This window comes from Luteimonas sp. gir (genome assembly GCF_037198055.1).
GTDB lineage: Bacteria > Pseudomonadota > Gammaproteobacteria > Xanthomonadales > Xanthomonadaceae > Luteimonas > Luteimonas citri_A.
Genome location: NZ_JBBAXQ010000010.1, coordinates 85926 through 99357 on the forward strand (window position 1 = coordinate 85926; position 13432 = coordinate 99357).

Here is a 13432-nt window from a genome sequence, read left to right on the forward strand (position 1 = left end):
GGGAGCGGTTCGCTTGCCCCTGCCCGCCTCGCCAGACGTCAGCGCTCTGGTTCGGCTCTGGCTCTGGCTCTGGCTCTGGCTCTGGCTTTGGCTTTGGCTTTGAGCTTTTGATGTATCGAGCCGTAAAGCGAGCCGAGCATCGCAGGACGACGGGGTCGAAGAGCAGCCCTTGTCTGAGCGCAGCGAGTTTGGGCTGCGTGCCCCGTCGTCCGAGAAGCACAGGGGACCGCCGCGGCTGTATCGCGGCGGATCGCGTCCGGCGAAAGGACCTTTTGGTTTCTTTTGGGTCCCTCCAAAAGAAACTCGCCCGCGCAGCGGGCGAAAGCCGTGCACCTGCCTTGGCATTGACTTGAGCTTCGCCTATTTCAGAAAAGGCAGGAAGCAAGATCAAGTCCACAGCTTCCGCGCGCGACGCGCGCGGCTTACTTTTGTCTTGGCAAAAGTAAGCAAAACCGCCGTCGCCGGACGCGATCCGCCGCATGAAGCCGCGGCGGTGCCCTTCGCGCCTCGCCTGGCGCGGCACGCAGCCCAAACTCGCTGCGCTCAGACAAGGGCTGCTCTTCGGCCGCGCCAGGCTCCGGTGCTCGGCTCGCTTTACGGCTCGATGGAAAAGCCACAGCAAAGGCAACAGCAGAGCACCGGCAAAGCGAAGGGCTACGCCCTCGCAAAATCGAACGCGATCACCTCCGCGATCCGCGACGTCTCCAGCATCGCCATCATCAACCGATCCACACCCAACGCGACCCCGGCGCAGTCGGGGAAACCGGCATCAAGCGCATCGAGTAGCGCCTCGTCGATCGCCGGCAGTGCCGCGCCGCGTGCGGTGCGCACCGCGTGGTCGCGCTCGAAGCGTGCCCGCTGCTCGGCGCCGTCGGCCAGTTCGTGATAGCCATTGGCCAGCTCCAGCGGCCCCAGGTACAGCTCGAAACGCTCGGCCACCGGCACACCGTCACGCGAGGCAATCCGCGCGAGCATGCATTGCGAGGCCGGATAGTCGTGCACGACGAGGATGCGGTCGGCGGGGTTGGCCGGTTGCAGACGATGGGTCATCAGCAGGTCGAGCCAGTCGTCGCGACCCAGGCCGTCTGGATCGATCCGCACATCGCCCAGCGCGGCCCGCAGCGCCGCCTCGGGCGCCGTCATCGGGTCGATGCCCAACTGCTCGTAGTACAGCGTGCGGTAGTCGGTCTCCACGACGTCCACCCGACGCCCGACCAATGCCAGCGCGGCCTGCACCAGCGCGACGGTCTCGGCGGCGAGGCGACGATGGTCCCAGCCGACGCGGTACCACTCGAGCATCGTGAACTCGGGGTTGTGGCGCCCGCCCGCCTCGCCGTCGCGGAACACCCGGCCCAGTTCGTAGCAGTCCCCAAACCCCGCCGCGAGCAGCCGCTTGAGCGGGAACTCCGGCGATGTGCGCATCCAGCGCAGCGGCGGCCCGGCATCGATGTGGCCGCCGAAGCGTGTGGCGAAGCTGGCGACGTTGGGATCGGTATTGCCGGCGCGCGAGAGCACCGGCGTCTCGACCTCGACCACGTCGCGCTCGGCGAAGAAGCCGCGCAACACGGCATTGAGCCGCGCGCGCAGGCGCAGCGCCGCGAAGGATGCACTCGGCCCGCTCGGCACGCTCACGCCTGCGCCTCGAGGAAGGCCAGCAGCGCGGCCTCGTCCCAGATCTCCACGCCCAGTGCCTGGGCCTTGTCGAGCTTGGAGCCTGCGGCTTCGCCGGCCACCACCAGCGACGTCTTCTTTGACACGCTGCCGACGATCTTCGCGCCCAGCGCTTCGAGCTTCTCGCCGGCCTCATCGCGGGTCATCGACGCCAGCGTGCCCGTCAGCACCACGCTCTTGCCGTCGAGCGGGCCGCTGCTGCGCACAGCACGTGCGGGGGCTGCGGCGAGCAGGCGTTGCATGGCCGCGTCGGCGTCGATGAGCGCTTGGCGCGCACGGTCGTCGGCCAGGTACGCCGCGAGATTCGCCGCGCCCGCGCTAGACGCGCCAGCGCCGACCCAGCCGCTCTCGTTCGCACGCAGCAAGGCCGCGAGCGTGCCGTAGGTCTGCGCCAGGCGCTCGGCGCTCTTGCCGCCGAGCTTGTCGACCGGCAACGTCGTCAGCAGATGCGTCAGATCCAGCCGATCGCGCAGCTCGGCCGACGGCGCCGTCTCATCGGAGAAGCGCACCCCGGCCGCGAGCAGCGCATCGACCACTGCGACATTGCCGGGTTGCTCGAAGAACGTCGCGATCGAGCGCGCCACCTCGCCACCGATATCCGGCAGCGCCTGCAGCAGCACCGCGGGCGTGCTGCGGATGAACTCGAGCGTGCCCAGCCATTGCGCCAACGACTTGGCCGTCGTTTCGCCCAGGTGCGGGATGCCGAGCGCGAACAGGAAGCGCGCCAGTGTGGTGTGGCGGCTGGCGTCGATGCCCGCAACGAGGTTCTCGGCCCACTTGGTGGCGAGTTTGCCGCCGGTCTCGACGGTCAGGTGCGCGCGCAGGAACGCGGCGTCCTTCCAGACCGGCGCCTCCTCCGCCAGAACGGCCGCACCTTCGGCATCGAGCACCAGCCCCCCCTTGCTGTCGGCGATCGCCTGCTGGACGTCGGCGGCGGTCGCGGCGTCGAGGGCGGTCTTCATCCGCACCAGGTCGGCGACGGTCAGCGCGTACAGATCGGCCGGCGAATGCACGAAACCGAACTCGACCAGGGCTTCGGCCTGCTTGTCGCCCAGGCCCTCGATGTCGAGCGCGCGACGCGAAGCGAAGTGCCGCACGGCCTCCTTGCGCTGCGCCGGACACGTGAGCCCGCCGCTGCAACGCCAGGCGATCGCGCCCTCCTCGCGCACCAGGTCGGAGCCGCAGACCGGACACGCGGCCGGCATCGTCCAGGGCAGCGCATCGGCGGGGCGCCGGTCTTCGATCACGCGCACGATCTCGGGGATCACGTCGCCGGCGCGGCGCACGATCACCGTGTCGCCCTCGCGCGCGTCGAGCCGCGCGATCTGGTCGGCGTTGTGCAGCGTGGCGTTGGTCACCGTGACCCCGGCGACCTGGACCGGCTCGAGTCGTGCGACCGGCGTGACCGCACCGGTCCGGCCGATCTGCACCTCGATCGCGCGCAGCACCGTCGACTGCTCCTGGGCCGGGAACTTGTGCGCCAGCGCCCAGCGCGGCGAGCGCGACACGAACCCCATCGCGCGTTGCTGGTCGTAGTCGTCGAGCTTGTAGACCACCCCGTCGATGTCGTACGGCAGCGCGTCGCGCTGTGCCCCGATGCGGCGGAAATAGCCGATCAGGCCTTCGAAGCCGGTGGCGGTGTCGACCTCGGGCGCGACCGGAAATCCGAATCCGCGCAGCAACGCCAGGGTCTGCGAATGGGTCTCAGGCAGTTCCATGCCGCGGACCTCGCCGACCGAATAGGCGAAGAACGCCAGCGGCCGGCGACGTGTGACCGCCGGGTCGAGCTGGCGCAGCGAGCCGGCCGCGCCGTTGCGGGGATTGGCCAGCAGCTTCTCGTTGTTGTCCAGCGCCTTCGCATTCCAGTCGGCGAACGCCTTGCGCGGCATGTAGATCTCGCCGCGCACCTCCAGCACCGCCGGCGCAGGCGCGCCGTCGAGGCGGAGCCGGAGCGGCACCGCGCGCACCTGGCGCAGGTTCGCGGTGACGTTCTCGCCCGTGGTGCCGTCGCCGCGCGTCGCGCCCTGCACGAACACGCCGTTCTCGTAGCGCAGGCTGATTGCCAGGCCGTCGAGCTTGGGCTCGACCGAGAACATGGGGGCTGCGATGTCGAGCTTCTGCTCGATCCGACGCTCGAAGTCGGCAACCTCGGAAAACCGCGTGCGGTCGTCGGCGTCGTCGGGCACGCCTGCGGTCTCGAACGCGTTGGCCAGCGACAGCATCGGGATCGCGTGCTGGACCTCGGGAAAGCCGCCATCGGGGCGCGCACCGACCGTGCGCGTGGGCGAATCCTCGCTGGCGAGCTCGGGGTGCGCCGTCTCAAGCGCCTCGAGCTCGCGCATCAACGCGTCGTAATCGGCGTCCGGGATCGACGGATCGTCGAGCACGTAGTAGCGGTGGTTGGCATCTTCGATGCGTGCACGCAGCTCGGCGACGCGCTCGGCGGGAGAGGACTTGGGCATGCCCCGAATTGTAGGACGACCGGGTTAGCGCGCGCGTCGCGATCGACCCCGCTGAACGGAAAAGCCTTCCCCCGTGAACGGCGGAAGGCGCTGGTCTGCGCGCCGTCGAATCGATGGATCACCGCCCCGTCAGGGCGTCGGCTCGGACGCCAGCCGATACGTGCTTAGCCGCGCATCCAGTGCCCCCTGTGTGCAACTCGACGAGATGATGGTCGACGTCGTAGACATACCGCGCCGAAGCTCGCCATCCGCGCGCGGTTACCAGCGCGGGCTGCGGGTCACCGGCGGCGCGTCGCGTTCGCGGTCCCAGGCGCGCAGTTCGTCGCGCAGACCCGCAATGCGCTGCCGGCCCAGCGCGTTGCGTTGCTCGTCGAGCAACACGCCGTCGAGCAGTTCGGCCATGCGCTCGGCGGTCGGCAGCATCGTATCCCAGGCATCGAGCGCACGGACCGGCGCCGGCAGGGTCAGGAAGAAGGCGATCGCCGGCGTTTCCAGGGTCTGGATCTCGGCCATCTCGAAACTGCCGGGGCTGCGGATGTTGGCGACGCTGAAGATCGGGCCGCGCTCGGGGTGACCGTCGACGAGGCGGTGGAACACGTTCATGTGGCCGTAGGTCAAGCCGGTCTTCTCGGCCGCGACCACGATGTCCGGCCCGCGCAGCACATTGCCCGCACGCGCGGCGATGTACAGCGTAACGATCTTGTCGAAGTCGTCGGTGTTGCGCTTACCCAGCTCGCTGTTGGGCGAGACCGTGCCGACGGTGCGGTCGAGCAGATCCATCTCCGCCTGCACCGCGTCGCCGTCGCCCGGCGCCTGCGCCGGTTCGCCCTCGCCCAGTTCGCGTTCGAGCTGCGCGCCGAGCGTCGGCTCGCGTCGTGCGTCCTCGGCAGGCGCGATGCGCCGTCCCTGTCCGCCACGCGGGCGCGTCCCGAAGTACCAGATCGCCGCCATCAGCAGCGCGCCGGCGACGATGATTCCGATACGCAGCATCCACTCATCGGTCATTGGCGGTGTTCTCCTAGGCGGCGCCGGCCAGTCGCGTGGCTTCGGCAAGATCGACAGACACCAGGCGGCTGACGCCCGGCTCGCGCATGGTAACGCCACTGAGTTGGGATGCGGCTTCCATCGTCGCCTTGTTGTGGCTGACAAACAGGAACTGCACCTGCTCGCTCATCTCGCGCACCATCGCGGTGAAGCGGCCGACATTGGCCTCGTCGAGCGGCGCGTCGACCTCGTCGAGCAAGCAGAACGGCGCCGGATTGAGCTGGAAGATCGAGAACACCAGGGCCACGGCGGTCATCGCCTTCTCGCCGCCCGACAACAGCGAGATGTTGGACACGCGCTTGCCGGGCGGTCGGGCCATGATCGCCACGCCGGTGTCGAGCAGGTCGTCGCCGGTCAGCTCCAGGTAAGCGTGACCACCGCCGAACAGGCGCGGATACAGCGCCTGCACGCCGGCATTGACCCGGTCGAAGGTGTCCTTGAAGCGGCCGCGGGTTTCGCGGTCGATCTTGCGAATCGCCTCCTCCAGCGTTTCGAGCGCGGCGGTGAGGTCGGCGTCCTGGGCGTCGAGGTATTCCTTGCGCTGCGCGGCCTCGGCATGCTCGGCGATCGCCGCCAGGTTGACCGGCTCCAGGCGCCGCAGGCGCGCATCGAAGTCGGCGACCATCTTTTCCCAGTCCTTGGCGTTGGCCGCATCGTCGAGGCCGTTGAGCAGGTCGTCGACGACGAAGCCCGCCTCCACGACCTGGGCGGCGAGTTGGTCGGCAGCGATGACCAGCGCCTGCTGGTCGAGCCGGCGCTGGCCGATCGCCTCACGCTGAGTCAGCGCCTGCGCATCGCGCTGCTGGCGGACTTGCTCGTAGGTGCGCAGTTCGTTGTCGATGCCTTCGACCGCCGAGCGCGCCTGCGCCAGTGCCTGCTCGGTGCGCACGCGTTCCTCCAGCGCGACCTGGCGCTGGTCCTCAAGCGCCTCGACCGGCGAGTCGCCGCCGGCCAGCTGCGCCGACAGTTCGCCCAGGCGGTTGTCGAGCTGGCCGCGCTGGCCGCCCATGCGCGCCAGCGCCTGGGTCAGCGAGGCGACCTGCGCGCGCTGCGACTCGAGCGTCAGCGCGAGCGCATGCGCGGTATCGCGGGATTCGCGCGCCGCCGCGCGGGCGGCGTCGCGGGCATCGGTCAGGCTGCGACGCTCGGCTTCGAGCGCGGCGCGCACGGTCTCCAGATCGCCCATGCTGCCGACCGCATCCTCGAGCCGGGCGCGGGCCTCGCGCGCCTGCTGCGCGGCCTGGGCCAGGGTCTCGTCGAGCTGCGCGAGCTCGGCATCGATGCGGGCGATGCGGGTACGCGCGGCCTCGACCCGGCCCTGCTGGCTCTGCACCTGGCCGGCGAGTTCGGACACGCCACGGTGGGCCAGGTACAGCGCGCGCTGCGCCTCCTCGCGCTGCTGCTCGGCGGCGAGCAGGCGGTCGCGGCCGCTGGCAATCCCGCGCTCCAGCTCGTGTTCCTGGTCCTGCAGCGCGGCGATCTCCTCACGCAGCGCTTGGATCTCGCGCTCACGCAGCAGCGCGCCCTGCTTGGCCGCGCCCGAGCGCGACACCCGCACCCAGCCCGCGCCCAAACGCTCGCCGCTGCGGGTGATGACCGAATCGTGCTCGCCCAGCCCGGCCTGCAGCGCGCGTGCCTGGTCCAGGGTGTCGGCGACATGCAGACGCGCGAGCAGCCGCCGGATCGCCAGCGGGCCCTGCACCCGGGCCGCGAGCGAGGTCGGCGCGAACTGCGCCGACGCCTCGTCGGCAGCAACCAGCGCCAGCCGGCTCTCGCCCAGTTCGCCGAGCGCGTCGACCAGTTCGGCGGGCACGCCGTCGCCATCGACCAGCACGCCCTCGATCAGCTGGCCCAGCGCGCTCTCGACCGCGAACTCCCAGCCGGCCTCCACGCGCAGCCGCTCGCCCACGCGCGCGGCCGAATCGAGCCCGCGCTGGCGCAGCCACTCGACCGCCGCGCCCTGCTCCTGGCCGAGCGCCGCATGCTGCAGCGTTTCCAGCGACGCCAGTCGGCCGCGGGCTTCCTGCGCGCGCTTGCGCACGCCCGACAGTTCCTCCTGCGCGACGCGCTGGGCGTCCTGCAGTTCGACCGCCGCCTCCTTGCGCGCCTCCAGCGACTCGCCCAGCGCGTCGAGGGCGGCCTTCTGGTCTTCGTGGCGGAGCTGGATGTCCTCGAAAGCCTCATTCAGCGCATCGAGGTCGAGGCCGTCGCGCTCGGCCTGCAATTGCTCGCGCCGGCGCCCGGCTTCCAGCGCCTGGCGGTCGAGATAGTCGACACGCGTGCGTTCCACATCGCCGGCACGCGCGGCCTCGCCCTGCTCGCGGTTGTGCGCCTCCCAACGGGCCTGCCAGTCGGCGAGTGCGGTCTCGGCATCGCGCAGCGCGTCCTGCCGGATTGCGTCCTCGTCCTGCAGTTGCGCCAGCTGCGGCTCGGCCTCGGCGATGTGCTCGTGCAGGGTGTCGAGCCGCAACTGGTCTTGATCGATATGCGCGCCGATCTCGGCCAACTGCGCTTGGGCCTCGTCGCGGGCCTTGAGCAGGCGCGCCGACAGTTCGCGCTGGTGCTGGATCTGCTGTTCGATCCGCGCGAGCGCGCCGCTGACTTCGTAGCTCTCGGCCTGGGCGCGGTTGAGCGCCTCGGCCGCCTCGTGGCGCCGCTCGCGCCCGGTCTCGAGCTCGCGCTCGGCTTCGCGCTGCTCGGCGATCAATTGCTCGAGCCGGGTTTCCTCCTGCGCCAGGCCCTCGCGCAACGCGCGCAGGCGCGAATCGAGCGTGCGCCATTCCAGCGCCTTCCACTCGGCATCACGGATCCTGCGCTCGGCCTGGATCGCGGTGTATTGCTCGGCCTGGCGGGCCTGACGGGCCAGGTGCTGCAACTGCTTGCCGACCTCCTCGCGCAGGTCGCCCAGCCGCTCGAGGTTCTCGCGGGTATGCCGGATCCGGGTCTCGGTCTCCTTGCGGCGCTCCTTGTACTTGGAGATACCGGCCGCTTCCTCGAGATAGATGCGCAGGTCCTCGGGCTTGGCGTCGATGACCTGGCTGATCATGCCCTGCTCGATGATCGAGTAACTGCGCGGGCCCAGGCCCGTGCCCAGGAACAGATCGGTGATGTCGCGGCGGCGGCACTTGGTGCCGTTGAGGTAGTAGCCGCTCTGGCCGTCGCGGCTGACGGTGCGCTTGACCGAGATCTCGTTGAACGCGGCGAACTCGCCGCTGATGGTGTGGTCGCTGTTGTCGAAGATCAGCTCGACCATCGCCTGGGACACCGGCTTGCGCGCGGTCGACCCGGCAAAGATCACATCGGTCAGCGAGTCGCCACGCAGGCGGCTGGCCGAGGACTCGCCCATGACCCAGCGCACCGCGTCGATGATGTTGGACTTGCCGCACCCGTTCGGCCCGACGACGCCGGTCATGTTCGTCGGCAGGTGCAGCGTGGTCGGGTCGACGAAGGACTTGAAACCGGCGAGCTTGATCGTGGACAGGCGCATGCGGGCGTCGGGGGCCTCGTGGCGCCGGCGGGCCGGCGCCGGGTCATGGAACGGCGGGGACGCACGCGACACGCAGGCCCGGCGATGCTGACGCACGGCGGGCCGCGCGCCGCGCGCGCACAAGCAGCCAGTATAGCCAGCGCCCCGGGATCGCGCCGCCGACCCGGCGCCGCGCTTGGGGCCCCGTTGGGCCGCGGGGCGCCGCGCTAGGGCACCAGGCGGGCGCCGGTCTCCACGTCGAAGGCGTGCACGCGCCCGGCCGGGATCGCCAGCGGCAGGGTCTCGCCCGGCACGGGCACCCGGTCGGGCGGCAGCCGAGCGATCAGCGGGCGGTCGCCCAGGCGCAGGTTCACGAAGACCTCGCTGCCCACCGCCTCGACCACCTCCACCACCGGCGCCAAGCCGGCCTGGGCGGCGTCGGCCGGCACCAGATGCTCGGGTCGGATGCCCAGATCGACCTCGCGGCCGGCCCAGGCCGGCGGCAACCCGGCCGCGCCCAGCGCCAGCACCGTGCCGTCGCCCAGCGCCAGCCTCCAGCCGGCCTCGCCGTGCTGCAAATGGCCGCGCAGCACATTCATCGCCGGACTGCCGAGGAAGGTCGCCACGAACAGGTTGGCGGGCTTTTCGTACAGGGCCATCGGGGTGTCGATCTGTTGGATCTGCCCGTCCTTGAGCACCACGATGCGTTGGCCCAGCGTCATCGCCTCGATCTGGTCGTGGGTGACGTAGATCATGGTGGTGCCCAGCGCGCGGTGCAGCCGCGCGATCTCCACGCGCATGCCGGCACGCAGCTTGGCGTCGAGGTTGGACAACGGCTCGTCGAGCAGGAATACCTGTGGCTGGCGCACCAGCGCCCGGCCCAGCGCGACGCGCTGGCGCTGGCCGCCCGACAGTTGCCCCGGCTTGCGATCGAGCACCTTGTCGAGCTCCAGCACACGCGCGGCCTCGGCCACGCGCGCGGCGATGTCGGCCTTGTCCTGGCCGCGCAGCTTCAGCCCGAAGGCGAGGTTCTCGGCCACGCTCATATGCGGGTACAGGGCGTAGCTCTGGAACACCATCGCGATGTCGCGATCCTTGGGTGCGATGTCGTTGACCACCCGATCGCCGATGGTCAGCGTGCCGCTGCTGATCGCCTCCAGGCCGGCGACCATCCGCAGCAAGGTGGACTTGCCGCAGCCAGACGGGCCCACCAGCACCAGCAGCTCGCCGTCGGCGACCTCGAAACTGGCGCCCGCCACACCCACGTACCCGTTGGGATAGACCTTGCGTACCGCGTCGAACCGCACCTTCGCCATGGCGTCTCCCACTGTCGGATGGATCGTGATTGGAAGCGCGTGAACGATGCCCCGGCCGGGCCGTGCATCGAGGACGCAATACGCTATTCTGGCATGTAATCGTTTACACGCCAGCCGGCGATCGCCGCAGCAACCGCGATCGCCGCCGCGCGCCCCGGCCGGTCCGTCGCTGCGCGGCGCGCTTGGCGGAGGCATTGCGGTTGCGGGCGATTGCACGACACACTTCACGATTCCCCTTTCCGTGAACACGAGGCGAACCAGGCGTCCATGCACGACACTCTGCTGCTGTTTGGCGCCACCGGCGATCTGGCGCAACGTTACCTGTTCCCGTCCCTGCTGCACCTGCTGCGCGACCGGCTGCTGCCGGCCGACTTCCGGGTCGTGGCGATCGCGCGCAGCGAACACGACGACGAGAGCTTCCGCGGCTGGCTGCGCGAACGTCTGGGCGACGACTACGAGGCCGCCACGCTGGACGAGCTGCTGCGCCGGGTGCGTTACGTGCCGGCCGACCTGTCCGATCCCGAGGCGATGGCGCAGGCGCTCTCGCCGTTCGCCGACCGTCCGGCCGTCAGCTACCTCTCCACGCCGCCCAACCTGTTCGCCTCCGCCTGCCGCGGCCTGAAGGCCGCCGGGCTGCTCGAGCCGCCGTCGCGGCTGGTGCTCGAAAAGCCGATCGGTCACGACCTGGCCAGTGCGCGCGAGATCGACGCCACGCTCAAGGCCGCGCTCGACGAGTCGCGGATCTTCCGTATCGACCATTACCTGGGCAAGGCGCCGGTGCAGAATCTGCTGGCGCTGCGGCTGGGCAATACGCTGTTCGAAGCGGTCTGGGAACGGCGCTGGATCGAGTCGGTCGACATCATCGTCGCCGAGACCGCCGGCGTCGATGGCCGCGAGGGCTACTACGCCGACTACGGCGCGCTGCGCGACATGGTGCAGAACCACATGCTGCAGCTGCTCGCGCTGATCGCGATGGAGCCGCCGGCGGCGATGGACCCCGACGCGATCCGCGACGAGAAGCGCAAGGTGCTGCGCGCGCTGCGGCCCATGTCACCGTCGGCCGCCAACGCCGACAGCATCCGCGGCCGCTACCGCGACGGCGTGGTCGACGGCCGCGCGGTCAAGGGCTTCAGCCACCGGGACGATGTCGAGACCTTCGTCGGCCTGCGCGCCTGGATCGACAACTGGCGCTGGGCCGGCGTGCCGTTCCGGCTGGTGACCGGCAAGCGCATGCCCTCGCGCACCACCGAGGTCGTGGTCACCTTCAAGCCGGTCACCCACTGGCTGTTCGGGGCCGACGAGCGCAAGCGCGCCCGCGCCAACCAGCTGCGCGTGCGGCTGCAGCCCGAGGAGACCATCGAGCTCGGCCTGATGGGCAGCCTGGCGGCGTCGGAATGGAGCGCCAACGAGCTGCAGCCGATGTCGCTGGACCTCGCGATGCTGCCGCCCAAGCGCCGCATTGCCTACGAGCGGCTGATGATCGACGCGCTCAAGGGCGATCAGACCCTGTTCGTGCGCGACGACGAAGTCGAGGCCCAGTGGCGCTGGATCGACAGCGTCAGCGAGGCCTGGCGCCAGGCCGGCACGCCGGTCCACGACTATCCGGCCGGGTCCTGGGGACCGGCGGAGGCCGTGCCGTTCCTGCCGCGCACCCTCACCACGCACAACGGACGCAAGTCGTGACCGACGCTTCGCTCGCCCTGCTCGCCGACATCGGCGGCACCAATGCGCGCTTCGCGCTGGCCGACACCGCCAGCGCAACGCCGCTGCAACTCGACACCGTGCAGGGCTTTGCGGTCGCCGATTTCCCATCGCTGGCCGACGCCGCCCAGCATTATCTGCAGGCCATCGGCCATGTCGGCGATGCGCGGATCCGCTGCGGCGTGTTCGCCGTGGCCGGACGCGTTGACGGCGACGAGGCGCGCATCACCAACCACCCCTGGGTGATCTCGCGCCGGCGCACCCGCGAACGCCTGGGGCTGGACGATGTCGAACTGGTCAATGACTTCGCCGCGCAGGCGATGGCGATCCCGCTGCTGCAGCCCGGCGACTACACCGCGATCGGCGGCGTGCAGTGGGCGGTGCCCGAGCGCGCCGACACGCCGTGCACCTACGCGGTGATTGGCCCGGGCACCGGGCTGGGCGTGGGGGCACTGGTGGTCCGCGACGGCCGCTACTACCCGCTCGAGACCGAGGGCGGCCACGTCAGCTTCCCGCCGGGCACGCCGGAAGAAACCCGCATCCTCGAGCGGCTCAGCGCGCAGTTCGGGCGGGTGTCCAACGAGCGACTGATCTGCGGACCGGGCCTGGTCAACATCCACCACGCGCTGTGCGAGATCGCCGGGGTCGACCCGGGTCCGCTGCAGCCCTCCGACGTGACCACCCGCGCGCAGGCCGGCGACCCGCTGTGCGCACGCGCAGTGGACATTTTCTGCGCCGTGTTCGGCGCGATCGCCGGCGACCTGGTGCTGACCCTCGGCGCCTGGGACGGCGTGTTCCTGACCGGCGGACTGGTGCCCAAGATGCTCGAGTCGATCCGCCACTCGGGGTTCCGCCAGCGCTTCGAGCACAAGGGCCGCTTCTCGCCGAACATGGGCCGCGTCCCGAGCCTGGCGGTGCTGCACCCGCACGCCGGCCTGCTCGGCGCGGCGGCGATCGCCGTGCGCAGGGCCGCGCCGTGACCGCCGAGCACGCCGACGGCTTTGGCAACACGGCCCGAATCGGTCACGATGGCCGCATGCACCTGCACGCTTACGACTCGGCCACCCAGTGGACCTGGGGGGCCGCGATCGCGATTTCCTCGGCGATCGCACGCGACCTGCGCGAGCGGCCGCGTGCGCGCCTGCTGCTGTCGGGCGGCAAGACGCCAGGCCCGGTCTACGCCGCGCTGTCGAAGTCGCCGTTGCCTTGGGAGAACGTCGATGTCGCGCTGGTCGACGAACGCTGGCTGCTGCCCGAGGACCCGGACAGCAATGCGCGCCTGGTGCGCGAGACGCTGATCCAGAACAAGGCGCAACAGGCGCGGCTGGAGACGATCACGCGCGCCGGCCGTCCGTTCGACGAGGCGCTGGCGACCGCCAACCTGCATGCGCGCCAGCCGGCCGGCGTCGTGGTGCTGGGCATGGGCGACGACGGCCACACCGCGTCGCTGTTCCCCGGCATGCAGGATCTCGACGCCGCTCTGGCCGCGCCCACGCCGTACGTCGGCGTCGATGCGACCGGCTGCCCGGGCGCGCAGCGCTGGGCCCGCCGCATCAGCCTGACGCCGGCGGGCCTGGCGCCGGCGCACACGCGGATCTTGCTGATCCGCGGCGAACGCAAGCGCGCGCTGCTCGAGCAACTGTTGCGCAGCGACGACGTCCACGAGTACCCGGCACGCATCGCCTTGACCGTGCCCGGCGCAGACTTGCACGTGCACTGGTGCCCGTGATCGACGGCATCCGCGCGCCGCGTCCGCGCATCCGGGCGCCCCT

At 70.6% G+C, this 13432-nt stretch carries 8 protein-coding genes; 3 read left to right on the forward strand and 5 right to left on the reverse strand.

Annotated elements, in window-relative coordinates; genetic code table 11:
* Positions 1-654: 654 nt before the first annotated feature.
* The 5 genes from epmA to ugpC all read right to left on the reverse strand — a co-directional run bounded on the left by epmA (position 655) and on the right by ugpC (position 9959).
* The gene (gene epmA / locus WAF18_RS13060; RefSeq protein WP_337245536.1) at positions 655-1626 is read right to left on the reverse strand and encodes an EF-P lysine aminoacylase EpmA; all 972 of its coding nucleotides are present in this window, start codon (positions 1624-1626) and stop codon (positions 655-657) included.
* A gap of 2 nt (positions 1627-1628) precedes the next feature.
* Entirely contained in the window at positions 1629-4133 is a 2505-nt protein-coding gene (gene ligA / locus WAF18_RS13065; RefSeq protein ID WP_337245497.1) for an NAD-dependent DNA ligase LigA, read from the reverse strand.
* Between the two features lie 258 nt (positions 4134-4391).
* Positions 4392-5138 carry a cell division protein ZipA gene (gene zipA / locus WAF18_RS13070; protein WP_337245498.1) on the reverse strand — a complete coding sequence of 249 codons (747 nt, stop codon included), beginning with the start codon at positions 5136-5138 and terminating at the stop codon, positions 4392-4394.
* A gap of 13 nt (positions 5139-5151) precedes the next feature.
* Positions 5152-8664, reverse strand: a complete 3513-nt coding sequence (gene smc, locus WAF18_RS13075) for a chromosome segregation protein SMC (protein WP_337245499.1) — start codon at positions 8662-8664, stop codon at positions 5152-5154.
* Between the two features lie 206 nt (positions 8665-8870).
* Positions 8871-9959: a sn-glycerol-3-phosphate ABC transporter ATP-binding protein UgpC gene (gene ugpC, locus WAF18_RS13080; protein ID WP_337245500.1), complete on the reverse strand. Its 1089-nt coding sequence runs from the start codon at positions 9957-9959 to the stop codon at positions 8871-8873.
* Positions 9960-10226: 267 nt separating this feature from the next.
* Here ugpC and zwf point away from each other — a divergent pair, with 267 nt between their 5' ends.
* From zwf to pgl, 3 genes are read left to right on the forward strand one after another with little or no spacing between them, the layout of a single operon-like run.
* Positions 10227-11642 (forward strand): glucose-6-phosphate dehydrogenase, encoded by a 1416-nt coding sequence (zwf, locus tag WAF18_RS13085; RefSeq protein WP_337245501.1) that lies wholly within the window; start codon positions 10227-10229, stop codon positions 11640-11642.
* Positions 11639-12640, forward strand: a complete 1002-nt coding sequence (gene glk, locus WAF18_RS13090; RefSeq protein ID WP_337245502.1) for a glucokinase — start codon at positions 11639-11641, stop codon at positions 12638-12640. Before zwf ends, glk begins: the two co-directional genes overlap by 4 nt.
* 56 nt (positions 12641-12696) lie before the next feature.
* Complete coding sequence (pgl, locus tag WAF18_RS13095) at positions 12697-13389, forward strand: 6-phosphogluconolactonase (RefSeq protein ID WP_255492902.1); 693 nt, start codon at positions 12697-12699, stop codon at positions 13387-13389.
* The last annotated feature ends 43 nt before the right edge of the window (positions 13390-13432 follow it).